Origin of the sequence: Staphylococcus pseudoxylosus (genome assembly GCF_003697915.1) — a bacterium.
In the GTDB taxonomy this organism is placed as follows: Bacteria; Bacillota; Bacilli; order Staphylococcales; family Staphylococcaceae; genus Staphylococcus; species Staphylococcus pseudoxylosus.
Genome location: NZ_RCVN01000011.1, coordinates 25,117 through 50,668, shown reverse-complemented (window position 1 = coordinate 50,668; position 25,552 = coordinate 25,117). Strand labels below are relative to the sequence as shown.

The window sequence follows — 25,552 nt, the reverse complement described above, 5'->3', positions numbered from 1 at the left end:
AACAATTGTTTACAAACATTCATTCTAAAGCAAACTATTATTTTAGTAAAAGTATTAGTTTATAATTTGCAATTTTTTTAGAATTAAAAGGACTTAATTTAATTTTAGGTAATATAGTTTAAAGATGTGCAGCTACATATTTGAATTTCTTATATTCATAATTAATATAAAAACCTAATTCATTAAATCGTTCTACTAGTGTGTGGTTTTTATTTCTAATTTTAAAGTATGTCTTATTAATATCGTAATTAGAAAATGCAAAGCTTAATGCGTGTGATAATAAATCAAATGCAATTCCCATAAATCTATAATCTGTATGAGAAGAGAAATACTTAATTTCAGCATTTTTAGTATTTTCATATATTTGTAAGTATAAGTAGCCTTTTAGCAGGCCTTCGGACATGAAAACAAAAAGTTTATGTTGCTCATCCAATGAATTAACAATTTCGTCAGCGGTCATGACATCATGTTTAAACGTGTGCTCATGTAATTTTTTGAAGGAACGATAGTAAGCTGGATGATACTCTGTTATGTTTTGGATATTATCGACAGTACCAATGTCCTGTGTTGATATTAAATGATAGTCTGTAAAACTATAGGATGATTGAATTGATTTCATAAAAGACGAATAATTTTGCTCGTTTTCTTCAAAGGAGAAATTAAAGTTAGCTGTGTCAGGTTTACTTTGCGCCATAGCTTCAAATAAAACTTTAAATGACTCAGTTGTTAATGCTCTATTTTTATCGATGAAAGGACCAATAACCTTGTATTTATTATCTTCATATTTAAATGCGAAGATAAGCATGACGATTTCATTGTGTTCATTGACTTGAGCAAATACACCTGAATCGTCTATAGCTTGTTTTATGGCAGCTTCAACATTTTCGTGTGCTTGTGGTAATTTATATAGATAAGATGCGGTATGGTAATCAGCGTTATTAATAAACTTTACAATTTGATCATAGTTATTTAACTGAATAATTTTCATAACAATACCTCCATAGAATGATCGCTTAAGTTAATTATAAGAACTTTTTTGAATAAATGGAAGTTTTGATGTGCTACATACATGTTACAATGTATATTATATTGAATTTGAAAGGGCGAAATTATGAAATCATTAATTATAGCTGAGAAACCTTCAGTAGGTAGAGATATTGCAAATACGCTTAATATCAACGAAAAACGTAATGGTTACTTTGAAAATAATAAATATATTGTCACATGGGCATTAGGCCACCTTGTAACTAATGCAACGCCAGAACAATATGATAAGAGTTATAAAGAATGGAAACTTAATGATTTACCGATCATACCTAATAAAATGAAAACAGTTGTTATTAGTAAGACTAGAAAACAATTTTCGACTGTGCAATCATTGATTAATAATAATAATGTGAAAGATATTATTATTGCAACCGATGCTGGGAGAGAAGGGGAGCTTGTAGCGCGCTTGATTTTAGATAAATCACATAATAAAAAGCCAATAAAACGTCTGTGGATCAGTTCAGTTACGCAAAAAGCAATTAGAGATGGTTTTAACAAGCTTCAAGATGGTCGGAAATTCAACAATTTATACTATGCTGCGTTAGCAAGAAGCGAAGCAGATTGGATTGTAGGTATTAATGCAACGAGAGCATTAACTACTAAGTATGATGCACAATTGTCACTAGGACGTGTTCAAACGCCAACAATACAATTAGTCCAAATGAGACAGAATGAGATCAAACAGTTTGAACCGAAGACATACTATACAATGTCAATCGATGCAGGGGGCTTAACTTTTCAATGTACTAAGCCACAGTCACATCCAGATAAAACAGTATTTGAAAGTATAGAAAATAAAATTAAAGGATACGCTGCTCAAATAACTACGATTACTAAATCACATAAAAAAGCTTATCCACAACAACTATATAGTCTAACTGACCTTCAGCAAGATGCATACAAACGTTTCCACTTAGGTCCTAAAGAAACATTGAACACGTTACAAGCATTGTATGAACGTCATAAATTGGTTACGTACCCGCGTACTGATTCAAATTATCTAACTGATGATATGGTAGATACTTTGAAAGATAGATTGCAAGCAATTATGGCAACTTCATTAAAAGATGTCGCCAAAAGTCAAATGAGGCAGTCATTCTCAGCTAAGCAAAAGTTTGTGAATAATAGCAAAGTTTCAGATCATCATGCAATCATTCCAACTGAGGTACGACCTGACATGGGTCAATTAAGTCAGAGAGAATCGAAAATATATATGATGATTGCACAAAGGTTCTTAGAAAATCTTATGCCTCCACACGAATACGAAGCGGTTTCAATAGAATTGAATATTAAGGGCTATGTATTTACTTTTAAAGACAAAGTAACTACTAAATTAGGGTTTAAAGAAATATATGATGACAAAGATAAAGTAAATGACCAAATGGAGAAACTGCAAAAAGGTGCAAAATTAAATATTAGTAAAGTACAAATAAATCAACATGAGACGACACCGCCACCATATTTTAATGAAGGAACATTGCTTAAAGCGATGGAAAGCCCTCAAAAATTCTTTGATTTAACTGATAAAAAACATAATCAAACATTAAAAGAAACTGGTGGTATTGGTACAGTGGCTACAAGAGCGGATATTATCGATAAACTCTTTAATATGAACGCAATTGAATCTAGAGATGGCAAAATAAGGATTACATCAAAAGGGAAGCAAATATTAGAATTAGCACCTCAGAAACTAACTTCACCGCTATTAACCGCAGAATGGGAAGAAAAGTTAACGCTTATAGAACAAGGTAAATATAATGCAAATAAATTTATAGCTGAAATGAAGTCGTTTACGAACGATGTTGTATCTGAAATTAAAGAGAGTGATCAAAATTATAAACATGATAATTTAACAACAACAGAATGTCCAACATGTGGTAAATTTATGATCAAAGTGAAAACAAAAAATGGTCAAATGTTAGTCTGTCAGGACCCACAATGTAAGACGAAGAAAAATGTACAAAGAAAAACAAATGCACGTTGCCCAAATTGCCACAAGAAAATGACGCTATTCGGTAGAGGTAAAGATGCAGTATATCGTTGTGTATGTGGTCATACAGAAACGCAAGCTCAAATGGATAAGCGACATAAAAATAAAAAGTCAGACAAAGTAAATAAAAAAGATTTAAAAAAATATATGAATAACGATGAAGGATTAGAAAATAACCCATTCCAAGACGCATTAAAAGATCTAAAGTTCTAGATTAATCGAACAAATGGTATAAAAAATGCAGTAAGGTTCGTGTTTGCTATTGTAAAAAAGTTCGTTTGGTATTAGAATATGTAGGTATTTTAAAAAAAGGAGAACTAACCGTGAAAAAGTATTTCAAGTTTGATAAACACGAAACAAACTATAAGAGAGAGATACTTGGTGGGCTTACAACTTTCTTGTCTATGGCATATATATTAGCTGTTAACCCTCAAGTACTTAGTTTAGCAGGCGTTGATGGCGTGTCTGAAAATATGAAAATGGACCAAGGTGCAATCTTTGTTGCTACAGCGCTGGCGGCGTTTGTAGGTTCGTTATTCATGGGCTTAATAGCAAGATATCCTATCGGACTAGCGCCAGGCATGGGTTTAAATGCATTCTTTGCATTTACAGTTGTACTAACCATGGGTATACCATGGCAAATTGGTTTAACAGGTGTTCTATTTTCAGGAATAGTCTTTGCATTTCTAACAATGACTGGACTCAGGGAAATAATTATAAATGCTATACCTTATCAAATGAAGATGGCTGTATCAGCAGGGATTGGCCTTTTTATAACCTTTGTAGGTTTACAGAGTTCTGGAATAATTGTAAATAATGATTCTACATTAGTAACATTAGGGCATATTACTGATGGGCCAGTTCTATTAACAATATTTGGTATTATAGCTACTGTTGTATTGTATGCTTTGAGAGTACCTGGAGCTATCTTTATTGGTATGGCACTTACTGCTATTGTAGGTATGATTACAGGACTTATACATACACCAAGTGCTATTGTAGGACAAGTACCTAGTATAGAACCGACTTTTGGTGCTGCATTTGAAGCGTTCAAAGATCCAAGTCAATTACTTACAGTGCAATTCTTAATTGTAATACTGACGTTCTTGTTTATTGATTTCTTTGATACTGCAGGTACACTTGTTGCTGTTGCTACACAAGCAGGCATAATGAAAGATAACAAGCTCCCAAGAGCAGGACGCGCACTGTTTTCAGATTCATTAGCGACAATTGTTGGTGCAATATTTGGTACAACAACAACAACTTCTTATATTGAATCAAGCTCAGGTGTTGCAGTTGGAGCTAGAACAGGATTTGCAAGTGTTGTAACAGGGTTCTGTTTCTTATTAGCGATTTTCTTTAGTCCTTTAATGGAAGTAGTAACGAGTGCTGTTACCACACCAGCCTTAGTCGTAGTCGGTGTGTTGATGGCAGCAAACTTTGCAGAAATAGATTGGAAGAAATTTGAAGTAGCAGTGCCAGCCTTTGTAACAATTATAATGATGCCTTTATCATATTCAATTGCTACTGGTATTGCATGTGGGTTTATTTTCTACCCAATTACGATGCTTATTTCAAAACGTCATAAGGAAGTGCATCCAATCATGTATGCATTAATGATATTATTCATCCTTTATTTCGTATTTGTTCACGGATAATAAAAATATAAAGAAGCGCACATTGTCTTTGTCGTATGACGTAGAACAATGTGCGCTTTTAAATTATATACAGCAAAAATAAAGTCAATGTAAAGCTTAATTTGTAGCGGTAAATGATAGAAAGAACATGTTTCTTCATTAAAAATGATATTAAAACTATCTATATAAATACTGTTTGTTTATTATAACTACTTATTACGTCTATCTTCCGTATAAATGACTTTAGCGTTCTTGTTAGGAACATAAAGAGGAGTGGATAATAAGATGAAGACAAAAAATAACATTAAGAAGAATAATATCCAATGTACTACCATCCCTACAACAGGTATGAAGGCAATGATGTTCCCTATAATACCTAATAAGGGAATAAACATCATAGGTTTAATTGCATTTTGCTTATCTACAATCAAAATTACCATCATTATAAAATAAAGCAACATACTTATTAATAACGGTTGCCAACCTAAACTAAGAATAATACTGCCTCCAAAGAAAGGAATCCCATATACTAACTCGCTAATTATCAAAATAATACTCAATACTAAAAGCGTAGTGCGAATTGCACTTTTCATTTCATTTCACCACCTAACAACAATTATGTTATCTATCTATTATAAAGGAAATAATTAAAATAGAATAACAATAAGAAACAGTAGAATTATAGAAATTTAAAGATTACAATAGAAATATTAGGAAATAGGTTGAAGTGAAATACTTAATCAAGTACAATAACAAAGTATGTGTTAGACAAAAGTTTTAAAAACTTTTATAGAAAAGCTTGATAAATCACTGTTTATCATGTATCATATCTAATGTTGGACTTTAAGAACACGCGATGAAGCGAAAGGTTACTGACACACCCGGCCGCTTTGCCATGGCGCTGTGTGAGATAGTTTTCGTGGAGAAGTCTATCACTTAAATGTAGACGAATAAGGAGGGAAAATTATGGCAAAACAAAAAATCAGAATCAGATTAAAAGCTTATGACCATCGAGTAATCGATCAATCAGCAGAAAAAATTGTTGAAACAGCAAAACGTTCTGGTGCAGATGTTTCTGGACCAATTCCGTTACCAACTGAAAGATCAGTTTATACTGTGATTCGTGCCGTGCATAAGTACAAAGATTCACGTGAGCAGTTCGAACAACGTACTCATAAACGTTTAATCGATATTGTTAACCCTACACCAAAAACAGTTGATGCTCTTATGGGCTTAAACTTACCATCTGGCGTAGACATCGAAATCAAATTATAATAGAAAAAATTAGGAGGTGGACTTTCGATGACCAAAGGAATCTTAGGAAGAAAAATCGGGATGACACAAGTTTTCGGAGAAAACGGTGATCTAATCCCTGTAACAGTAGTAGAAGCAAGCCAAAACGTTGTATTACAAAAGAAATCTGAAGAGATTGATGGATACAACGCTATCCAAGTAGGCTACGAAGACAAACAAGCTTACAAAAAAGATAGTAAAAGTAATAAATATGCAAACAAACCAGCTGAAGGCCATGCTAAAAAAGCAGGCACAGCACCTAAGCGCTTCATTCGTGAATTCAGAAACGTTAATGTTGATGAATACGAAGTAGGTCAAGAAGTCTCAGTTGATACATTTGAAGCTGGAGACGTAATTGATGTAACAGGCGTATCTAAAGGTAAAGGTTTCCAAGGTGCCATTAAACGTCATAATCAAGCACGTGGTCCAATGTCACATGGTTCTCATTTCCACAGAGCCCCAGGTTCTGTAGGTATGGCATCAGATGCTTCAAGAGTCTTTAAAGGACAAAAAATGCCTGGACGTATGGGCGGTAACACTGTAACAGTTCAAAACTTGGAAGTAGTTCAAATTGACGCTGAAAACAATGTTATTTTAGTAAAAGGTAATGTACCTGGTCCTAAAAAAGGTTTTGTAGAAATTACAACATCAATCAAAGGTAATAAATAATATAATACGAAAGGAGGAATTGCATAATGGCTAATTATGATGTATTAAAAGTAGATGGATCTAAATCAGGTTCAGTTGAACTAAGCGATGCAGTATTTGCAATCGAACCAAACAACAACGTTCTTTTTGAAGCGATTAACTTACAACGTGCTTCATTACGCCAAGGTACACATGCTGTTAAGAACCGTTCAGCAGTACGTGGTGGTGGACGTAAACCATGGAGACAAAAAGGTACAGGACGTGCGCGTCAAGGTACAATCCGTGCTCCACAATGGCGTGGTGGTGGTGTCGTATTCGGACCAACACCAAGAAGTTACTCATACAAAATGCCTAAGAAAATGCGTCGTTTAGCATTACGCTCAGCATTATCTTTCAAAGTACAAGAAAAAGGTTTAACTGTAGTAGATGCATTAAACTTAGATGCTCCAAAAACAAAAGAATTCAAAACTGTACTTTCTAATTTAGAACAACCTAAAAAAGTATTAGTAGTTACAGAATCAGAAGATGTAAACGTTGCTTTATCAGCACGTAACATTCCTGGTGTACAAGTTACTACAGCTCAAGGTTTAAACGTTCTAGATATCACAAGCGCTGACAGTGTAGTAATTACAGAAGCAGCTGCTAAAAAAGTTGAGGAGGTGCTCGGATAATGGAAGCAAGAGACGTTCTTAAGCGCCCCGTAATCACTGAAAAATCTTCTGCTGCAATGGCTGAAGACAAATACACATTCGACGTTGATACTCGTGCTAATAAAACACAAGTTAAAATCGCTGTTGAAGAAATCTTTGACGTTAAAGTTGATAATGTAAACATCATTAACTATAAACCAAAGAAAAAACGTATGGGCCGTTACCAAGGCTATACAAACAAGAGACGCGTAGCAATCGTTAAATTAAAAGAAGGATCAATCGATCTATTCAACTAAAAAAGATTACCAATAAGGAGGTAAACGACAATGGCTCTAAAAAAATATAAGCCAATTACTAATGGTCGTCGTAATATGACTAGTTTAGATTTCGCTGAAATTACGAAAACTACACCTGAAAAGTCATTATTACAACCGCTACCGAAAAAAGCGGGACGAAATAACCAAGGTAAATTGACAGTTCGCCATCATGGTGGAGGACATAAACGTCAATACCGTGTTATTGATTTCAAACGTAATAAAGATGGTATCAACGCTAAAGTTGATTCAATCCAATATGATCCAAACCGTTCAGCTAACATTGCATTATTAGTTTATGCTGATGGTGAAAAACGCTATATCATCGCTCCAAAAAACCTTAAAGTAGGTCAAGTACTTGAAAGCGGTGAAGAAGCAGACATTAAATTAGGTAATGCATTACCATTACAATTCATTCCAGTAGGTACTGTAATCCACAACATCGAGTTAAAACCTGGTAAAGGTGGACAAATTGCTCGTTCAGCTGGTGCTAGTGCACAAGTACTTGGTAAAGAAGGTAAATATGTATTAATCAGATTAAGATCTGGCGAAGTACGTATGATTCTTTCAACTTGCCGTGCTACTATTGGTCAAGTTGGTAACATCCAACATGAACTTGTAAACGTTGGTAAAGCAGGACGTTCTAGATGGAAAGGCATTCGCCCAACAGTTCGTGGTTCTGTAATGAACCCTAACGATCACCCACACGGTGGTGGTGAAGGTCGTGCACCTATCGGTAGACCATCTCCAATGTCACCTTGGGGTAAACCTACGCTTGGTAAGAAAACTCGTCGTGGTAAAAAATCATCTGACAAACTTATCGTTCGTGGACGTAAGAAAAAATAAAAATAACTTATTTGCGTGTGTGGCTTAAAAGCCGCACGCACACAATAAGAAGGGAGGCGCCACTATGGCTCGTAGTATTAAAAAAGGACCTTTCGCTGACGATCATCTAAAGAAAAAAGTTGAAGCTCAAAGCGGAAGCGAGAAAAAACAAGTAATCAAAACTTGGTCACGTCGTTCAACTATATTCCCTGAATTTATCGGACATACATTCGCTGTATATGACGGACGTAAACACGTACCTGTATTCGTAACTGAAGATATGGTTGGTCATAAATTAGGAGAATTCGCACCAACTCGTACATTCAAAGGACACGTTGCAGACGACAAAAAAACTAGAAGATAATTTCTAACAGGTAGAGGAGGAAATTCCAATGGAAGCAAAAGCGGTTGCTAAAACAATAAGAATCGCACCTCGTAAAGTTAGATTAGTATTAGATCTAATAAGAGGCAAAAATGCTGGAGAAGCTATTGCGATTTTAAAATTAAAGAACAAAGCTTCATCACCAGTAGTTGAAAAATTATTAATGTCCGCTTTAGCAAATGCTGAACATAACTACGACATGAACACTGATGAATTAGTAGTTAAAGAAGCTTATGCTAATGAAGGACCAACATTAAAACGTTTCCGTCCACGTGCACAAGGCCGTGCAAGTGCGATCAACAAACGTACAAGCCACATTACAATCGTCGTAAGTGACGGTAAAGAAGAAGCTAAAGAAGCTTAATACATTTTTTAAGGAGGGAACACTTTGGGTCAAAAAATTAATCCAATCGGACTTCGTGTTGGTGTAATCCGTGATTGGGAAGCTAAATGGTATGCAGAAAAAGACTTCGCTTCATTATTACACGAAGATTTAAAAATCCGTAAGTATATTGATAACGCATTAACAGAAGCATCAGTTTCTCACGTTGAAATCGAACGTGCTGCGAATCGTATCAACATCGCTATTCATACTGGTAAACCTGGTATGGTAATCGGTAAAGGCGGTTCAGAAATTGAAAAATTACGTAATAAATTAAATTCATTAACAAACAAAAAAGTACACATCAATGTTATCGAAATCAAAAAAGTTGATTTAGATGCTAAACTTGTTGCAGAAAACATTGCACGTCAATTAGAAAACCGTGCTTCATTCCGTCGTGTACAAAAACAAGCAATCACAAGAGCAATGAAACTTGGTGCTAAAGGTATCAAAACACAAGTTTCAGGTCGTCTAGCTGGAGCTGACATCGCTCGTGCTGAACAATATTCAGAAGGAACTGTTCCACTTCATACTCTACGTGCTGACATTGGTTATGCACATGCAGAAGCAGACACAACTTACGGTAAGTTAGGTGTCAAAGTATGGATCTATCGTGGAGAAGTTCTTCCTACTAAGAACACTAGTGAAGGAGGAAAATAATAATGTTACTACCAAAACGTGTAAAATATCGTCGTCAACATCGTCCTAAAACAACTGGTCGTTCAAAAGGCGGTAATTATGTAACATTTGGTGAGTATGGTTTACAAGCAACTACAACTTCTTGGATCACATCTCGTCAAATCGAATCAGCTCGTATTGCAATGACACGTTATATGAAACGTGGCGGGAAAGTTTGGATTAAAATCTTCCCACATACACCTTACACTAAAAAACCTTTAGAAGTACGTATGGGTGCTGGTAAAGGTGCAGTAGAAGGTTGGATTGCAGTAGCAAAACCAGGTAGAATTTTATTTGAAATCGCAGGCGTTAACGAAGAAGTTGCGCGTGAAGCATTACGTTTAGCAAGTCACAAACTTCCAGTTAAAACTAAGTTTGTAAAACGTGAAGAATTGGGTGGTGAAACAAATGAAAGCTAAGGAAATTAGAGACTTAACCACTTCAGAAATCGAAGAGCAAATCAAATCTTCAAAAGAAGAGCTTTTTAACCTACGCTTTCAGTTAGCTACAGGTCAATTAGAGGAAACTGCACGTATTCGCACAGTAAGAAAAACGATTGCACGTCTAAAAACTGTTGCTCGTGAAAGAGAAATTGAACAAGGTAAAGCGAATCAATAATTCAATTGAAAGAGGAGGTTACTAAAGTGAGCGAAAGAAATGATCGTAAAGTTTATGTAGGTAGAGTCGTTTCCGATAAAATGGATAAAACGATAACTGTACTTGTTGAAACATACAAAACACACAAGTTATATGGTAAACGAGTAAAATACTCTAAAAAATACAAAACTCATGATGAAAACAACTCAGCTAAATTAGGGGACACAGTTAAGATACAAGAGACTCGTCCTTTATCAGCAACTAAACGTTTCCGTTTGGTAGAAATTGTTGAAGAATCAGTAATTATTTAATTAAATAGTGAAGATAAAGGAGGTTTAACTCATGATCCAACAAGAAACACGATTAAAAGTAGCAGATAACTCTGGTGCACGTGAAGTTCTTACAATTAAAGTATTAGGTGGATCTGGTCGTAAAACAGCTAATATTGGTGACGTTATCGTAGTAAGTGTTAAAAATGCTACACCAGGTGGCGTTGTCAAAAAAGGTGAAGTAGTAAAAGCTGTTGTTGTACGTACTAAATCAGGCGTACGCCGTAATGATGGTTCATATATCAAGTTCGATGAAAATGCATGTGTTATCATTCGTGATGACAAAGGCCCACGTGGTACTCGTATTTTTGGACCTGTTGCTCGTGAATTACGTGAAGGAAACTTCATGAAAATTGTATCATTAGCTCCAGAAGTACTTTAATAAAAACATTTATAAATATATAAATTTAAGGAGGTGCCACACATGCATATCAAAAAAGGTGACAACGTTAAAGTTATCGCAGGTAAAGACAAAGGTAAAGAAGGTAAAGTTGTTTCAACTGAACCTAAAAAAGACCGTGTCGTTGTGGAAGGTGTCAATATTATCAAAAAGCACCAAAAACCAACTCAATTTAACCCTGAAGGTGGAATCTTAGAAACAGAGGCAGCAATCCATGTTTCTAACGTACAATTATTAGACCCTAAAACGAATGAACCAACTCGCGTAGGTTATAAATTCGAAGACGGTAAAAAAGTTCGTGTAGCTAAAAAATCTGGCGAAGAAATCAAATCTAATAATTAATAACTAATTGAAAGGAGGATCCACTGTGAACCGTTTAAAAGAAAAATATAACTCTGAAGTTACTCAAAACTTAGTGAAACAATTTGACTATAGTTCAGTAATGGAAGTTCCAAAAATAGAAAAAATCGTAGTAAATATGGGTGTCGGTGACGCTGTTCAAAATACTAAAGTATTAGATGACGCTGTAGAAGAATTACAGTCAATCACTGGTCAAAAACCATTAATTACAAAAGCTAAAAAATCAGTAGCAACTTTCCGTTTACGTGAAGGTATGCCTATCGGAGCTAAAGTAACACTTCGTGGAGAAAGAATGTATGACTTTTTAGATAAATTAATCGCTGTATCACTTCCACGTGTACGTGACTTCCGTGGTGTATCAAAAACTGCATTCGACGGTAGAGGTAACTACACTCTAGGTGTTAAAGAACAATTAATTTTCCCTGAAATCGACTATGATCGCGTAAGTAAAATACGAGGAATGGATATCGTTATCGTAACTACTGCTAACACTGACGAGGAAGCTCGTGAATTGTTAACACAATTCGGTATGCCATTTCAAAAATAATCTCTAAAGGAGGCTAATTAAGTGGCTAAAACTTCAATGGTTGCTAAGCAACAAAAAAAACAAAAGTTCCAAGTACGTGAATATACTCGTTGTGAACGCTGTGGTCGTCCACATTCTGTATATCGTAAATTCAAATTATGCCGTATTTGTTTCCGTGAATTAGCTTATAAAGGCCAAATCCCTGGCGTTCGTAAAGCTAGCTGGTAATAGAAAATAGTCTGAAAGGAGGCAACAATCAATGACAATCAACGATCCAATTGCAGATATGCTAACTCGTGTAAGAAACGCAAACATGGTGCGTCACGATAAATTAGAATTACCTGCTTCTAACATTAAAAAAGAAATTGCTGAAATATTAAAGAGTGAAGGTTTCATTAAAAACGTAGAATACGTTGAAGACGATAAACAAGGGGTAATCCGTTTATTCCTTAAATATGGTCAAAATAATGAGCGTGTTATCACTGGATTAAAACGTATCTCAAAACCAGGTTTACGTGTATATGCTAAAGCTAACGAAGTACCTAAAGTACTTAACGGTTTAGGTATTGCATTAGTTTCTACTTCAGAAGGTGTTATCACTGACAAAGAAGCTAGAAAACGTAATATCGGTGGAGAAATCTTAGGTTACATTTGGTAATAATAAATAATAAGGAGGTGCGATAACATGAGTCGTGTTGGTAAAAAAATTATTGACATCCCTAGCGACGTAACAGTAAGTGTTGAAGGTAACACAGTTACTGTTAAAGGTCCTAAAGGTGAATTATCAAGAACAATGAATGAAAGAATGACATATAAACAAGACGAAAGCACTTTAGAAGTTGTAAGACCAACTGATTCTAAAGAAGATAGAACAGTACATGGTACAACTCGTGCTTTAATTAATAATATGATACAAGGTGTTAAAGAAGGATACCAAAAAACACTTGAACTTGTTGGTGTTGGTTACCGTGCTCAAATGCAAGGTAATGACTTAATCTTAAACGTTGGTTACTCTCACCCAGTTGAAATCAAAGCTGATGATGGTATTACTTTCGGTGTAGAAAAAAATACAACAGTTACAGTTGCTGGTATTTCTAAAGAACAAGTTGGAGCTATCGCTTCAAACATTCGTTCAGTAAGACCTCCAGAACCTTATAAAGGTAAAGGAATTCGTTACCAAGGTGAATACGTTCGCCGTAAAGAAGGTAAAACTGGTAAATAATAAATAACTTTCTATAGAAAGGAGAATTAAGATGATCAGCAAAATTGATAAAAACAAAGTGCGTTTAAAAAGACATTCACGTGTACGTAGTAAATTAGCTGGTACAGCTGAGAAACCACGTTTGAATATCTATCGTTCAAACAAACATATCTATGCACAAGTTATAGATGATGTTAATGGTAAAACAATCGCGCAAGCATCAACACAAGAAAAAGATTTAGCTAATGAATCAGGTTCAAAAGTTGACTTATCAGCTAAAGTTGGCGAAACTGTAGCTAAAAGAGCTAGCGAAAAAGGCGTAAAAACAATTGTATTTGACCGTGGAGGATACTTATACCATGGCCGTGTTAAAGCCTTAGCAGATGCAGCTCGTGAAAATGGTTTAGAATTTTAATTTAAAGGAGGGACATTTACATGGCTCGTAGAGAAGAAGCGAAAGAATTTGAAGAACGCGTTGTTACAATTAACCGTGTTGCGAAAGTTGTAAAAGGTGGTCGTCGTTTCCGTTTCACTGCTTTAGTAGTAGTAGGAGATAAAAACGGTCGCGTTGGTTTCGGTACTGGTAAAGCGCAAGAGGTACCAGAAGCAATCAAAAAAGCAGTAGAAGCAGCTAAAAAAGATTTAGTTGTTGTTCCACGTGTTGAAGGTACTACACCTCACACAATTACTGGACGTTTCAGTTCAGGCAGTGTATTTATGAAACCAGCTGCACCTGGTACTGGTGTTATTGCAGGTGGCCCTGTTCGTGCAGTATTAGAATTAGCGGGTATCACTGATATCTTAAGTAAATCTTTAGGATCAAATACACCAATTAACATGGTTCGTGCAACAATCAACGGATTAAAAAACCTTAAAAATGCTGAAGACGTTGCGAAATTACGTGGCAAATCAGTAGAAGAATTATACAATTAAGGAGGGAAAATAAGTTATGGCTAAATTACAAATTACCCTCACTCGTAGTGTTATAGGTCGTCCAGAAACACAACGTAAAACTGTTGAAGCTTTAGGTTTGAAAAAAACAAACTCTTCAGTAGTCGTTGAAGATAACCCTGCTATTCGTGGGCAAATCAACAAAGTAAGTCACTTAGTGACAGTAGAAGAAAAATAATTTTAAGGAGGTGCCGAAATGAAATTACATGAGTTAAAACCGGCAGAAGGTTCTCGTAAAGTTCGTAACCGCGTTGGTCGTGGTGCAGCTACTGGTAACGGTAAAACTAGTGGTCGTGGACAAAAAGGTCAAAAAGCACGTTCAGGTGGTAGTGTAAGACCAGGCTTCGAAGGTGGTCAATTACCATTATTCCGTCGCTTACCAAAACGAGGTTTTACTAACATTAACCGTAAAGAATATGCTATTGTTAACTTAGACCAACTTAATAAATTTGAAGATGGTACTGAAGTAACTCCTGCTTTATTAGTAGAATCTGGTGTAGTTAAGAGTGAAAAATCTGGTATTAAAGTACTAGGTAACGGTTCACTTGACAAGAAATTAACTGTTAAAGCTAACAAATTCTCTGCATCTGCAGCAGAAGCTATTGATGCAAAAGGCGGAGCACACGAGGTGATCTAATGTTTGAAACGCTTGTGAATTTCTTTAAAACTAAAGAAGTTCGTAACAAGATCTTTTTTACTCTCGCAATGTTAGTTATTTTTAAAATAGGTACTTATATTCCAGCACCTGGTGTAAATCCAGCTGCTTTTGACAGTCAACAAGGTTCTCAAGGTGTCACTGACTTGTTAAATACATTTGGTGGCGGAGCCTTGAAGAACTTTTCTATCTTTGCCATGGGTATAATGCCTTATATAACTGCATCAATTGTAATGCAGTTATTACAAATGGATATTATTCCGAAGTTTTCAGAGTGGGCAAAACAAGGTGAGGCAGGTAGAAAGAAACTTAATAACGTAACGCGTTATTTTGCGATTATACTTGCTTTTATCCAGTCAATAGGTATGGCATTCCAATTTAATAATTACCTTAAAGGTCAATTGATCATGGATCAATCAGTCCTTAGCTATTTATTAATTGCTGTTGTATTAACAGCTGGTACTGCGTTCCTAATTTGGTTAGGTGAACAAATCACTCAGTTCGGTGTTGGTAATGGTATATCCATTATTATCTTCGCAGGTATTTTGTCTTCATTACCTTCATCATTAATACAGTTTTATCAGCAGGCCTTCGTTGGTCAGGATGATACTTCTATGGCATGGTTGAAAGTAATTGGATTAGTTATTGGCATGATATTATTAACGGTTGGCGCAATATTTGTATTACAAGCTATTCGTAAAATTCCAATTCAATATGCGAAGAAACAATCAACACAACGATTAGGTTCACAAGCAACATATTTACCTTTGAAAGTTAACTCTGCAGGGGTTATTCCAGTTATCTTTGCAATGGCGTTCTTCTTGTTACCAAGAACTTTAACATTGTTCTTCCCTGACGCTAGTTGGGCGCAACGGATATCTGATGTGGCAAATCCATCGAATAACATCGGTATGATTGTATATGTGGTGCTTATTATTGCATTCGCATATTTCTATGCATTTGTCCAAGTTAATCCTGAAAAGATGGCTGATAACCTTAAGAAACAAGGAAGCTATGTCCCAGGTATTAGACCTGGCGAACAAACAAAACTATATATTACTAGAGTTCTCTATCGTTTAACATTTGTAGGATCAATATTCTTAGCTGTAATTGCGATTCTGCCAATTATTGCAACTAAAGTTATGAGTTTACCACAATCTATTCAGGTTGGTGGTACGAGCTTACTGATTGTAATTGGTGTAGCGATTGAAACAATGAAAAGTCTAGAAGCTCAAGTGAGCCAAAAAGACTATAGAGGCTTTGGTGGTAGATAAATTGTAGGAGGGCACTTATGAATATCATTTTAATGGGTTTACCTGGTGCAGGTAAAGGAACTCAAGCGAGTGAAATTGTTAAGAAATTCCCAATTCCACACATATCTACTGGCGACATGTTCAGAAAAGCGATTAAAGATGAAACTGATTTAGGTAAAGAAGCTAAATCATACATGGATCGTGGAGAATTAGTCCCTGATGAAGTTACTGTGGGTATCGTAAAAGATAGAATATCTGAAGACGATGCAAAAAAAGGATTCTTACTTGACGGCTTTCCTCGTACTATTGAACAAGCTGAAGCATTAAGTAATATTATGCAAGAATTAGATAGAAAAATTGATGCTGTTATCAATATAGAGGTACCTGAAGAAGAATTAATGAACCGCCTTACTGGTCGTAGGATCTGTGAAAAATGCGGAACAACTTATCATCTTGTATTCAATCCTCCAAAAGTTGATGGAATTTGTGATCTTGACGGTGGTAAATTGTATCAACGTGAAGATGACAACCCAGAAACAGTTGCAAATCGTTTAAATGTCAATGTTAAACAATCTAAACCTATCTTAGAATTCTATGATAATAAAAATGTTTTAAAAAACATTGATGGTTCTAGAGATATTAACGTAGTCACTCAAGACGTAATTGATATCTTAGAGAATTTAAAATAAAGTCAACTTTGTACGGTCTATGTAATGCTAAAAGTATAATTAAATAAGAGTGACCATGCGTTAACGTAATTCATTTAATTTTGTTAAACTGATTAACAACACTTATAGACTCGTATGGTTAGAGTTGATTTTTGACGATAACCAACTATTTCAAAAAGGGGGAAGTTAATTAATGGCTAAACAAGATGTAATTGAATTAGAAGGTACTGTATTAGATACTTTACCAAATGCAATGTTTAAAGTAGAATTAGAAAATGGTCATGAGATTTTAGCTCATGTGAGTGGTAAGATCAGAATGAATTATATTCGTATTCTACCTGGCGACAAAGTAACAGTTGAAATGTCTCCGTACGATTTAACGCGCGGAAGAATTACGTATCGTTATAAATAATCGTCACTCCATAATATAGGGAGGTATTAAAATGAAAGTAAGACCATCAGTAAAACCAATTTGCGAAAAATGTAAAGTCATTAAACGTAAAGGTAAAGTAATGGTAATTTGTAGCAACCCAAAACATAAACAAAAACAAGGCTAATAAAGAGAGGTGTAATTAATTATGGCACGTATTGCAGGAGTAGATATTCCACGTGAAAAACGTATTGTTATTTCATTAACTTATGTGTATGGTATCGGTACTACTACAGCAAATAAAATTGCTGAAGAAGCTAACGTATCACCTGAAACACGCGTTAAAGATTTAACTGATGATGAATTAGGTCGTATCCGTGAAGTAGTTGACAACTATAAAGTAGAAGGTGACTTACGTCGTGAGCAAAACTTAAACATTAAACGTTTAATGGAAATCTCATCATACCGTGGTATCCGTCACCGTCGTGGATTACCAGTTCGCGGACAAAAAACGAAAAACAATGCTCGTACTCGTAAAGGCCCAGTTAAAACTGTAGCTAACAAGAAAAAATAATAGGTAAAGGAGGCAAAATTTAAATGGCACGTAAACAAGTATCTCGTAAACGTAGAGTGAAAAAGAATATTGAAAATGGTGTGGCTCACATCCGTTCAACATTCAACAATACAATCGTAACTATTACTGATGAATTTGGTAACGCGTTATCATGGTCATCAGCAGGTGCACTAGGCTTTAAAGGATCAAAAAAATCAACACCATTTGCAGCTCAAATGGCTTCTGAAACTGCTTCAAAAACAGCGATGGAACACGGTTTAAAATCTGTTGAAGTTACTGTAAAAGGCCCAGGTCCTGGTCGTGAATCAGCTATCCGTGCGTTACAATCAGCTGGATTAGAAGTAACTGCAATTCGTGACGTTACTCCAGTACCACATAATGGTTGTCGTCCACCAAAACGTCGTCGCGTATAATTTTATTGTTATTGTCGCAGGTCACTGAGAAATACAGTATATATCAAGTCGACGTAATCAAGGAGGATATTGTAAATGATTGAAATCGAAAAACCTAGAATTGAAACAATTGAAATTAGTGATGATGCTAAATTCGGTAAGTTCGTTGTTGAACCACTAGAACGTGGCTACGGTACTACACTAGGAAACTCCTTACGTCGTATCCTACTATCTTCATTACCAGGTGCAGCCGTTAAGTACATTGAAATCGAAGGCGTGTTACACGAATTTTCAGCAATAGATAATGTCGTTGAAGATGTTTCTACAATTATTATGAACATCAAAAAACTTGCATTAAAAATCTATTCTGAAGAAGACAAAACTTTAGAAATTGATGTTAAAGATGAAGGCGATGTAACTGCAAGTGACATTACTCATGATAGTGATGTTGAAATTTTAAATCCTGAGATTAAAATTGCAACAGTATCAAAAGGTGGACATTTAAAAATCCGTCTAGTTGCTAATAAGGGTAGAGGTTACGCATTAGCAGAACAAAACAAAACTAGTGATTTACCAATTGGTGTAATTCCAGTTGACTCACTTTATTCACCAGTAGAACGTGTTAACTATACTGTAGAAAATACGCGTGTGGGTCAAAGCAGTGATTTTGATAAGTTAACTTTGGATGTTTGGACTAATGGTTCAATCACACCACAAGAATCTGTTTCATTGGCTGCAAAAATCCTAACTGAACATCTGAATATCTTCGTTGGATTAACTGATGAAGCGCAAAATGCTGAAATCATGATTGAAAAAGAAGAAGATCAAAAAGAAAAAGTACTTGAAATGTCTATTGAAGAATTAGACTTATCAGTGCGTTCTTACAACTGTTTAAAACGTGCAGGCATTAACTCTGTTCAAGAATTAGCAGATAAATCTGAAGCAGATATGATGAAAGTACGTAATTTAGGTCGTAAATCTTTAGAAGAAGTTAAATACAAACTCGAAGATTTAGGTTTAGGTTTAAGAAAAGAAGATTAATATAAAGGAGGTTAACTCATGGGTTACAGAAAATTAGGTCGTACTTCTGATCAACGTAAAGCGATGTTACGCGATTTAGCTACTTCACTTATCGTTAGCGAACGCATTGAAACTACAGAAGCACGTGCAAAAGAATTACGTAGTGTGGTTGAAAAATTAATCACTTTAGGTAAAAAAGGAGATTTAGCTTCTCGTCGTCAAGCTGCTAAAACTTTACGCAATGTTGAAATCTTAAATGATGATGAATCAACACAAACTGCATTACAAAAATTATTTGGTGAAGTTGCTGAACGTTATACAGAACGTCAAGGCGGTTACACTCGTATTCTTAAAGCAGGTCCTCGTCGCGGCGATGGCGCTGAATCAGTAATTATTGAATTAGTTTAATTTAAATATACGTAACTACTATGTATAAAGCAAATGAGTGCAACGATAATGTTTGCCACATACAAATATTGTCTAGCTCAGAGTACCCCATCAAAACTTAATAAAATTTAAAGCGTGAACTCAAAATATGATGGGGTGCGCGCTTTTTTATTTAGTCCCCCTTAATTCTTTAGAATTTAGGGGGACTTATGCAATTGCGAAGCAATAGCGAACCACAATACCTTAATTCTTTAGAATAAAAAAAGGAAAACATTCGATAAGCGAATGTATAAGCAGTACTAGCTAAACGAAGTTTAGAGAACTGCTTAAGACTTATGCAATTGCGAAGCAATAGCGAACCGCAATATCTTAATTCTTTAGAATAAAAAAGGAAAACATTCGATAAGCGAATGCTTAAGCAGTACTAGCTAAACGAAGTTTAGAGAACTGCTTAAGACTTATGTATGTAGCTACTGATAAAATCAGATTGAGTAATTCTTTAATGGTAGTATATATTCATATTTTCATGTAAAATAGATAAGGTATATAAAAAATAGACTTACTAAATATTGGAGGCAACCGTTATGGATACGCAAGAGCATATTATTACATTTAATCATGTTTCATTTAAATATAATAGTGATGAACCGCTTGCGTTGAATGATGTATCATTCAGTATTCCAAAGGGGAAATGGACTTCTATAGTTGGTCACAATGGTTCTGGGAAATCTACAATTGCTAAATTAATGGTAGGTATTGAAAAGCCTTTTGAAGGTAATATTTATTTTAGAAATGAAGCTATCAATCAACAGAACCTTGATTATTTAAGACAACATATTGGTATTGTATTTCAAAATCCAGAGAATCAATTTGTAGGTTCAACTGTTGAATTTGATGTAGCCTTTGGTTTAGAAAATCATAGCGTCTCTTATGATGATATGAGAGCGATAGTGCCCAAAGCTTTGAATGATGTAGATATGTTAGATAGAGCGAATTATGAACCTCAATCGCTTTCTGGTGGCCAAAAACAACGTGTTGCTATAGCTGGGGTGCTTGCATTAGATACCGATATAATTATTTTAGACGAAGCGACATCTATGTTAGACCCTGCTGGTAGAAAAGACTTAATTGATTTAATTCATCGTTTGAAAGAAGAAAAAGATGTAACTATTATTTCTATTACGCATGATTTATCAGAAGCTGCAGAAGCTGATTACCTCGTTGTATTAAATGAAGGCGAGGTATTTCAAACGGGACTACCAAACGCTATCTTCAGTGATGGTGATAAACTAACTCAAATTGGTTTAGACTTACCATTCTCTATTCGAATGCATAATCAGTTATTAGGCAGTATTGATTTCATAACATATGAAGGGCTGGTAAAAAAATTATGACTGTTAATTTTAACCAAGTAAGTTATGTTTATCAAAAAGGGACACCATTTGAGCATCAAGCCTTAAATGAAATTGTAACGACTTTTGAACAAGGAAAATATTATGCAATTATTGGTCAAACTGGCTCTGGAAAATCTACATTGATTCAGCATTTTAATGGTCTACTTAAACCAACAGAAGGTTTGCTTCAAATCAACGATGTGGTAATTAGTCATAATACGAAAGATAAGTATTTGAAGAATGTTCGCAAGCGAGTGGGTGTGGTATTCCAATTTCCAGAGTCACAGTTGTTCGAAGATTCAGTAGAACGCGAAATATTATTTGGGCCAAAAAACTTTAATATGCCATTAGATGAAGTGAAGGAAAGAGCATTTCGCTTGCTTATAGAATTTGGATTTAATAGATATATATTACAACAGTCGCCATTTCAAATGTCAGGTGGACAAATGAGGAAAATAGCTCTTACATCCATATTAGCAATGGATCCTGACATTGTCATACTTGATGAACCTACAGCGGGTCTTGATCCTAAAAGTAGAAAGCAGATAATGGAAATGATCAAGAAACTCCAAGTTGAACAGCAAAAAACAATTATTCTAGTGACGCATGAAATGAATGATGTAGCGAAATATGTGGATGAAATAAAAATTATGCAACACGGTCACCTGATAGAATCATGTTCACCTCGAAAACTATTTAGTGATACGAATTATGTAAATCAAATGCATCTTGATGTACCAGACATTGTGAAATTGCAACGAGATTTAGAAGATAAGCATCAATATTATTTCAATAAAATTGCTTTGACAGAAGAAGAATTTGTTGAGATGTATAAGGGGTGGCAACAAGATGAAAGATAAATTTATTATAGGACGTTATCTTCCACTAGATACGATTATACATCGGTTAGATCCACGTGCGAAATTGATTTTTGTCTTTGTATTTATTATTTTAATCTTTTTTGCGCATTCTTTTGCAACCTATTTATGGCTATTTATTTCAATTATTACGTTTATGAAACTAGCACAAATTAAATTATGGTTCTTAGCCAAAGGGTTAACACCTATTTGGATTTTTCTAATATTTACTTTTTTAATGCATTTGTTCTTAACAAAAGGCGGTACAAGGTTAGTTGAATTAGGTTTCGTCTCAATTGATACAGATGGTATTTTAGAAGGTATTTATATTGTTTTGCGGCTTATGTTTATCATTATGATTTCAACCATTATGACGTTAAGTACAAGTCCAATTGATTTAACTGATGCTTTTGAAAAACTACTATCACCACTGAAATTAGTGAAAATACCTGTACACCAATTAAGTATGATGATGTCTATTGCGTTAAGATTTATTCCCACGTTGATGAATGAGTTAGATAAAATTATACTGGCTCAAAAGTCTAGAGGTTCTGAAATTAGTTCTGGTAGTATAATCAATAGAGTGAAAGCATTTGTACCTTTGTTGATTCCTTTATTTATTTCTGCGTTCCAACGCGCTGAAGATTTGGCGATTGCGATGGAAGTGAGAGGTTATGATACGAAAAAGCAACGGACAAATTATCGTAAACTACAGTGGCAAATGAAAGACAGTTTAACGTTGTTAATATTATTGCCACTATCAGTAGTATTATTTGCGTTAAAATTCATGGGAGTGTAATAAATCATGCGTGTGTTAGTTAATATTTCTTATCAAGGAAGCCAATTTCTAGGTTTTCAAATACAACAAAATGGAAGAACGGTACAACAACAATTCGAAAAGATATTAAAGCGTATGCATAAGCATGATGTGAGAATTCATCCAAGCAGTAGAACAGATAGAGGCGTGCATGCAATTGAGCAATATTTTCATTTTGACACAGAGTTGAACATTCCTGAGCAACAATGGCAATATGCGATGAATAGAGCATTACCAGGTGATATATATGTCAATCATGTCAGTTTTGTTAGTGATGACTTTCATTGCAGATATGATTGCGTAGGCAAATCTTACCGGTATAAAATTTATCAAGCTGAACACAAAGATCCGTTTCTTAATGGCTTAAAAACACATATCGCTGAAACGCTAGATATAGATAAAATGAATGCAGCCGCACAATATTTTATAGGTACGCATGATTTTACAGGGTTCTGTTCACAAAAAACAGAAGTTGTTAGCAAAGTGAGAACACTCTACGAAAGTCGTATAGAAAAAACAGAAAATGGCTTTGACTATATTGTCACAGGCTCCGGTTTCCTATATAATATGGTGCGTGTGTTAATAGCCTTTTTAATTGAAGTAGGCAAAGGAAAACGACAACCAGAAGAAATACCTAAGTTATTAGAGGATAAAGATCGAAATAAAGTGCCTTTTACTGCACCTGCAGAAGGGTTATATTTAGAGAAGATTTATTTAACACCAAGTGAATTAACCACTGATTTTGGTAATGATATAAAATTACATCAAAAAAAATCGATATGAAATTGTTAAATGTCGTTGACAAAATGACAAAAAAATTATACGATTACTAACGGTATTGTTTTATATCACCCACGATAAGCCCCGGAATCTTATTGTGTTACAAGATATAGAAGCACGTAGAAACAAACTATTTAAAAAAATAGATGAAATTTAAGATTTAGTAAGTATAAACTATTAATTTAAGAAACATTTATTTATTCTAGGAGGACAATTATATGCGTCAAACATTTATGGCTAATGAATCAAACATTGAGCGCAAATGGTATGTTATTGATGCTGAAGGTAAAACACTTGGTCGTTTATCATCAGAAGTAGCAGCTATTTTACGCGGTAAAAATAAAGTAACTTATACACCACACGTTGATACAGGTGATTATGTAATCGTCGTTAATGCTTCAAAAATCCACTTCACTGGTAATAAAGAGCGCGATAAAATGTACTATCGTCACTCAAATCACCCAGGTGGTATCAAATCAGTTTCAGCTGGTGAGTTAAAAGCTAACAATCCAGAACGTTTACTTGAAAATTCAATTAAAGGTATGCTTCCAAGCACACGTTTAGGCGAAAAACAAGGTAAAAAATTATTTGTATATGGTGGCGCTGAACATCCACACGCTGCACAACAACCAGAAAACTACGAGTTACGTGGTTAATTAAAAGGAGGAAATTACATTGGCACAAGTTGAATATAAAGGCACAGGCCGTCGTAAAAACTCAGTAGCACGTGTCCGTTTAGTACCAGGTGAAGGTAACATTACTGTTAACGGCCGTGATGTACGTAGTTATTTACCATTCGAATCATTAATTTTAGACATTAACCAAGCATTTGATGTAACAGAAACTAAAGGTAACTATGATGTATTAGTTAACGTTCATGGTGGAGGATTTACTGGACAAGCTCAAGCAATCCGTCACGGAATTTCACGTGCATTATTAGAAGCTGATCCTGAATATAGAGGTTCTTTAAAACGCGCTGGATTACTTACTCGTGACCCTCGTATGAAAGAACGTAAAAAACCAGGTCTTAAAAAAGCTCGTCGTTCACCTCAATTCTCAAAACGTTAATATTGTCGAAGCTGTTGCGAATTCAATTCGCTTACTGATTTGGAACACAAGTTGTATAGCAATTTGTGTCAAATTGAACAGACTTTTCAAACTTCCCAAGAAATTGGGAAGTTTTTTTGTATTATTTTAATATTATATATTTGTATCAAAATGAATGACTAATCATGTAAAGTGTCATAATATAAATAATAGGACACAATTTTAAATTTGAGGTATTTATATGAAGATTAACAAACGTAGGACTAATATATATCTGACAATTGCATTGATCGCATTTATTTTATTTGTCATTATTTTGATCGCGGCTTTTAAAACATATAGTCAATATAAAGAAAATAATTATAAGTATGCTAATATACCGACATTTTATTTACATGGTTATGGTGGGACAGAGAATTCTATAAAGTACATGATTAATTCTGCAGTACAAAAAGAAATTACAGAAGAAGTAATCAAAGCAAAAGTTTCTAAAGAGGGAATGGTGACATTCGAGGGCGCATTATCACCTGATGCAAAGAATCCAGTCATTGAAATTATATTAGAAGATAATACAAATAAAGATTTAAATAAAAATGCGCAATGGATACAACAAGTTATCATTGCTACGATGAGTCAACATCACTTTGACCAGTTTAATTTTGTCGCACATTCTATGGGCAATCAATCTTTTAGCTATTATATGTTGAACTATGGTGATAATCAAAACTTACCAAAATTAAATAAACAAGTGAGTTTAGCAGGTAATTTTAATGGTGAAGTTGACATAGATGGTCTTGATTTAGATGTTAAATTAGATGAAGATGGTAAACCAAATAAAATGCTAAAAGCATATAAAGATTTGTTGCCTATGAAAAAGTCATATCCAGAAACTACAAAAGTGCTAAATATTTATGGTGATATAGAAGATGGCACACATTCTGATAATCGGGTTACCAATGTTTCATCTAAATCATTAAGGTATTTAGTTGATGATAAAGTAAGGAGTTATGAAGAATTTAAAGTGACCGGACGAAATGCTGATCATAGTGAACTTCATGATAATAGTTATGTCACCGATAAAATGAATCAATTTTTATGGGGGAAATAAAGTTAAAGTACTTCTTAATG

General features: G+C 34.7%; 40 protein-coding genes. 38 read left to right on the top strand and 2 right to left on the bottom strand.

Features of this window, described 5'->3' with window-relative positions:
* Positions 1 to 118 precede the first annotated feature (118 nt).
* Positions 119 to 988, bottom strand: a complete 870-nt coding sequence (locus tag D9V42_RS10655) for a GNAT family N-acetyltransferase (protein WP_122064888.1) — start codon at positions 986 to 988, stop codon at positions 119 to 121.
* Between the two features lie 123 nt (positions 989 to 1,111).
* On the opposite strand from D9V42_RS10655, the gene D9V42_RS10650 reads away from it, so the two are divergent.
* Together D9V42_RS10650 and D9V42_RS10645 are read left to right on the top strand one after the other, a co-directional pair.
* Positions 1,112 to 3,250 (top strand): DNA topoisomerase III, encoded by a 2,139-nt coding sequence (locus D9V42_RS10650; RefSeq protein ID WP_122064886.1) that lies wholly within the window; start codon positions 1,112 to 1,114, stop codon positions 3,248 to 3,250.
* Between the two features lie 110 nt (positions 3,251 to 3,360).
* Positions 3,361 to 4,695, top strand: coding sequence for an NCS2 family permease (locus tag D9V42_RS10645; protein WP_107554778.1), 1,335 nt, complete (start codon positions 3,361 to 3,363; stop codon positions 4,693 to 4,695).
* 188 nt (positions 4,696 to 4,883) lie between these two features.
* Here the strand turns inward: D9V42_RS10645 and D9V42_RS10640 are convergent, their stop codons facing one another.
* On the bottom strand, positions 4,884 to 5,267 hold the full coding sequence (locus tag D9V42_RS10640; protein WP_107531078.1) for a hypothetical protein: 384 nt from the start codon (positions 5,265 to 5,267) through the stop codon (positions 4,884 to 4,886).
* Between the two features lie 373 nt (positions 5,268 to 5,640).
* Here D9V42_RS10640 and rpsJ point away from each other — a divergent pair, with 373 nt between their 5' ends.
* From rpsJ to D9V42_RS10460, 36 genes are all read left to right on the top strand, one after another.
* On the top strand, positions 5,641 to 5,949 hold the full coding sequence (rpsJ, locus tag D9V42_RS10635) for a 30S ribosomal protein S10 (protein WP_002482611.1): 309 nt from the start codon (positions 5,641 to 5,643) through the stop codon (positions 5,947 to 5,949).
* A 27-nt stretch (positions 5,950 to 5,976) separates the two neighbouring features.
* The gene (gene rplC / locus D9V42_RS10630; protein ID WP_017722923.1) at positions 5,977 to 6,636 is read left to right on the top strand and encodes a 50S ribosomal protein L3; all 660 of its coding nucleotides are present in this window, start codon (positions 5,977 to 5,979) and stop codon (positions 6,634 to 6,636) included.
* Positions 6,637 to 6,662: 26 nt separating this feature from the next.
* Positions 6,663 to 7,286: a 50S ribosomal protein L4 gene (gene rplD, locus D9V42_RS10625; RefSeq protein WP_029378518.1), complete on the top strand. Its 624-nt coding sequence runs from the start codon at positions 6,663 to 6,665 to the stop codon at positions 7,284 to 7,286.
* Positions 7,286 to 7,561, top strand: a complete 276-nt coding sequence (rplW, locus tag D9V42_RS10620; RefSeq protein WP_002482614.1) for a 50S ribosomal protein L23 — start codon at positions 7,286 to 7,288, stop codon at positions 7,559 to 7,561. The genes rplD and rplW overlap by 1 nt, the downstream gene beginning before the upstream one ends.
* 30 nt (positions 7,562 to 7,591) lie before the next feature.
* Positions 7,592 to 8,425: a 50S ribosomal protein L2 gene (gene rplB / locus D9V42_RS10615; protein ID WP_017722925.1), complete on the top strand. Its 834-nt coding sequence runs from the start codon at positions 7,592 to 7,594 to the stop codon at positions 8,423 to 8,425.
* A 64-nt stretch (positions 8,426 to 8,489) separates the two neighbouring features.
* Positions 8,490 to 8,768, top strand: coding sequence for a 30S ribosomal protein S19 (rpsS, locus tag D9V42_RS10610; RefSeq protein ID WP_017722926.1), 279 nt, complete (start codon positions 8,490 to 8,492; stop codon positions 8,766 to 8,768).
* Between the two features lie 28 nt (positions 8,769 to 8,796).
* Complete coding sequence (gene rplV, locus D9V42_RS10605) at positions 8,797 to 9,150, top strand: 50S ribosomal protein L22 (RefSeq protein ID WP_017722927.1); 354 nt, start codon at positions 8,797 to 8,799, stop codon at positions 9,148 to 9,150.
* 24 nt (positions 9,151 to 9,174) lie between these two features.
* Positions 9,175 to 9,828 carry a 30S ribosomal protein S3 gene (gene rpsC, locus D9V42_RS10600; protein WP_017722928.1) on the top strand — a complete coding sequence of 218 codons (654 nt, stop codon included), beginning with the start codon at positions 9,175 to 9,177 and terminating at the stop codon, positions 9,826 to 9,828.
* 2 nt (positions 9,829 to 9,830) lie between these two features.
* Positions 9,831 to 10,265: a 50S ribosomal protein L16 gene (gene rplP / locus D9V42_RS10595; RefSeq protein WP_017722929.1), complete on the top strand. Its 435-nt coding sequence runs from the start codon at positions 9,831 to 9,833 to the stop codon at positions 10,263 to 10,265.
* The gene (gene rpmC / locus D9V42_RS10590; protein ID WP_002482620.1) at positions 10,255 to 10,464 is read left to right on the top strand and encodes a 50S ribosomal protein L29; all 210 of its coding nucleotides are present in this window, start codon (positions 10,255 to 10,257) and stop codon (positions 10,462 to 10,464) included. Before rplP ends, rpmC begins: the two co-directional genes overlap by 11 nt.
* Positions 10,465 to 10,490: 26 nt before the next feature.
* Entirely contained in the window at positions 10,491 to 10,754 is a 264-nt protein-coding gene (gene rpsQ / locus D9V42_RS10585) for a 30S ribosomal protein S17 (RefSeq protein WP_002482621.1), read from the top strand.
* A gap of 31 nt (positions 10,755 to 10,785) precedes the next feature.
* Entirely contained in the window at positions 10,786 to 11,154 is a 369-nt protein-coding gene (gene rplN / locus D9V42_RS10580; RefSeq protein ID WP_002482622.1) for a 50S ribosomal protein L14, read from the top strand.
* A gap of 42 nt (positions 11,155 to 11,196) precedes the next feature.
* Positions 11,197 to 11,514 carry a 50S ribosomal protein L24 gene (rplX, locus tag D9V42_RS10575; RefSeq protein ID WP_017722930.1) on the top strand — a complete coding sequence of 106 codons (318 nt, stop codon included), beginning with the start codon at positions 11,197 to 11,199 and terminating at the stop codon, positions 11,512 to 11,514.
* Between the two features lie 25 nt (positions 11,515 to 11,539).
* Entirely contained in the window at positions 11,540 to 12,079 is a 540-nt protein-coding gene (gene rplE, locus D9V42_RS10570) for a 50S ribosomal protein L5 (RefSeq protein WP_017722931.1), read from the top strand.
* A gap of 21 nt (positions 12,080 to 12,100) precedes the next feature.
* Positions 12,101 to 12,286, top strand: coding sequence for a type Z 30S ribosomal protein S14 (locus D9V42_RS10565; protein ID WP_002482625.1), 186 nt, complete (start codon positions 12,101 to 12,103; stop codon positions 12,284 to 12,286).
* A 31-nt stretch (positions 12,287 to 12,317) separates the two neighbouring features.
* Positions 12,318 to 12,716 carry a 30S ribosomal protein S8 gene (gene rpsH, locus D9V42_RS10560; protein ID WP_017722932.1) on the top strand — a complete coding sequence of 133 codons (399 nt, stop codon included), beginning with the start codon at positions 12,318 to 12,320 and terminating at the stop codon, positions 12,714 to 12,716.
* Between the two features lie 27 nt (positions 12,717 to 12,743).
* Positions 12,744 to 13,280, top strand: a complete 537-nt coding sequence (gene rplF, locus D9V42_RS10555) for a 50S ribosomal protein L6 (RefSeq protein ID WP_017722933.1) — start codon at positions 12,744 to 12,746, stop codon at positions 13,278 to 13,280.
* Positions 13,281 to 13,311: 31 nt separating this feature from the next.
* Complete coding sequence (gene rplR / locus D9V42_RS10550) at positions 13,312 to 13,674, top strand: 50S ribosomal protein L18 (protein WP_017722934.1); 363 nt, start codon at positions 13,312 to 13,314, stop codon at positions 13,672 to 13,674.
* A 20-nt stretch (positions 13,675 to 13,694) separates the two neighbouring features.
* Positions 13,695 to 14,192, top strand: coding sequence for a 30S ribosomal protein S5 (gene rpsE, locus D9V42_RS10545; protein WP_011302602.1), 498 nt, complete (start codon positions 13,695 to 13,697; stop codon positions 14,190 to 14,192).
* A gap of 16 nt (positions 14,193 to 14,208) precedes the next feature.
* Positions 14,209 to 14,388, top strand: coding sequence for a 50S ribosomal protein L30 (rpmD, locus tag D9V42_RS10540; protein WP_002482630.1), 180 nt, complete (start codon positions 14,209 to 14,211; stop codon positions 14,386 to 14,388).
* 18 nt (positions 14,389 to 14,406) lie between these two features.
* Complete coding sequence (gene rplO / locus D9V42_RS10535; protein WP_017722936.1) at positions 14,407 to 14,847, top strand: 50S ribosomal protein L15; 441 nt, start codon at positions 14,407 to 14,409, stop codon at positions 14,845 to 14,847.
* Entirely contained in the window at positions 14,847 to 16,139 is a 1,293-nt protein-coding gene (gene secY, locus D9V42_RS10530; protein ID WP_107554780.1) for a preprotein translocase subunit SecY, read from the top strand. Before rplO ends, secY begins: the two co-directional genes overlap by 1 nt.
* Positions 16,140 to 16,156: 17 nt before the next feature.
* Positions 16,157 to 16,807, top strand: coding sequence for an adenylate kinase (locus D9V42_RS10525; RefSeq protein ID WP_039069493.1), 651 nt, complete (start codon positions 16,157 to 16,159; stop codon positions 16,805 to 16,807).
* Between the two features lie 172 nt (positions 16,808 to 16,979).
* Positions 16,980 to 17,198 carry a translation initiation factor IF-1 gene (gene infA, locus D9V42_RS10520; RefSeq protein WP_001118443.1) on the top strand — a complete coding sequence of 73 codons (219 nt, stop codon included), beginning with the start codon at positions 16,980 to 16,982 and terminating at the stop codon, positions 17,196 to 17,198.
* Between the two features lie 31 nt (positions 17,199 to 17,229).
* The gene (gene rpmJ / locus D9V42_RS10515; protein ID WP_002471372.1) at positions 17,230 to 17,343 is read left to right on the top strand and encodes a 50S ribosomal protein L36; all 114 of its coding nucleotides are present in this window, start codon (positions 17,230 to 17,232) and stop codon (positions 17,341 to 17,343) included.
* 21 nt (positions 17,344 to 17,364) lie between these two features.
* Positions 17,365 to 17,730 (top strand): 30S ribosomal protein S13, encoded by a 366-nt coding sequence (gene rpsM / locus D9V42_RS10510; RefSeq protein ID WP_002482635.1) that lies wholly within the window; start codon positions 17,365 to 17,367, stop codon positions 17,728 to 17,730.
* A gap of 23 nt (positions 17,731 to 17,753) precedes the next feature.
* A complete protein-coding gene (rpsK, locus tag D9V42_RS10505) occupies positions 17,754 to 18,143 on the top strand; it encodes a 30S ribosomal protein S11 (RefSeq protein ID WP_002482636.1) in 390 nt (129 codons plus the stop codon).
* A 75-nt stretch (positions 18,144 to 18,218) separates the two neighbouring features.
* Positions 18,219 to 19,163, top strand: coding sequence for a DNA-directed RNA polymerase subunit alpha (locus tag D9V42_RS10500; RefSeq protein ID WP_017722939.1), 945 nt, complete (start codon positions 18,219 to 18,221; stop codon positions 19,161 to 19,163).
* 18 nt (positions 19,164 to 19,181) lie between these two features.
* Positions 19,182 to 19,550: a 50S ribosomal protein L17 gene (rplQ, locus tag D9V42_RS10495; RefSeq protein ID WP_017722940.1), complete on the top strand. Its 369-nt coding sequence runs from the start codon at positions 19,182 to 19,184 to the stop codon at positions 19,548 to 19,550.
* 563 nt (positions 19,551 to 20,113) lie between these two features.
* Positions 20,114 to 20,923, top strand: a complete 810-nt coding sequence (locus tag D9V42_RS10490) for an energy-coupling factor transporter ATPase (protein ID WP_107554781.1) — start codon at positions 20,114 to 20,116, stop codon at positions 20,921 to 20,923.
* Positions 20,920 to 21,783 (top strand): energy-coupling factor transporter ATPase, encoded by an 864-nt coding sequence (locus D9V42_RS10485; protein WP_122064884.1) that lies wholly within the window; start codon positions 20,920 to 20,922, stop codon positions 21,781 to 21,783. The genes D9V42_RS10490 and D9V42_RS10485 overlap by 4 nt, the downstream gene beginning before the upstream one ends.
* Entirely contained in the window at positions 21,773 to 22,579 is an 807-nt protein-coding gene (locus tag D9V42_RS10480) for an energy-coupling factor transporter transmembrane component T family protein (RefSeq protein WP_107554783.1), read from the top strand. The genes D9V42_RS10485 and D9V42_RS10480 overlap by 11 nt, the downstream gene beginning before the upstream one ends.
* Positions 22,580 to 22,585: 6 nt before the next feature.
* On the top strand, positions 22,586 to 23,380 hold the full coding sequence (gene truA / locus D9V42_RS10475; RefSeq protein WP_122064882.1) for a tRNA pseudouridine(38-40) synthase TruA: 795 nt from the start codon (positions 22,586 to 22,588) through the stop codon (positions 23,378 to 23,380).
* A gap of 215 nt (positions 23,381 to 23,595) precedes the next feature.
* Positions 23,596 to 24,033: a 50S ribosomal protein L13 gene (gene rplM, locus D9V42_RS10470; RefSeq protein WP_017722945.1), complete on the top strand. Its 438-nt coding sequence runs from the start codon at positions 23,596 to 23,598 to the stop codon at positions 24,031 to 24,033.
* Between the two features lie 19 nt (positions 24,034 to 24,052).
* The gene (rpsI, locus tag D9V42_RS10465) at positions 24,053 to 24,445 is read left to right on the top strand and encodes a 30S ribosomal protein S9 (RefSeq protein WP_017722946.1); all 393 of its coding nucleotides are present in this window, start codon (positions 24,053 to 24,055) and stop codon (positions 24,443 to 24,445) included.
* A gap of 220 nt (positions 24,446 to 24,665) precedes the next feature.
* Complete coding sequence (locus D9V42_RS10460; RefSeq protein WP_122064880.1) at positions 24,666 to 25,532, top strand: alpha/beta hydrolase; 867 nt, start codon at positions 24,666 to 24,668, stop codon at positions 25,530 to 25,532.
* The last annotated feature ends 20 nt before the right edge of the window (positions 25,533 to 25,552 follow it).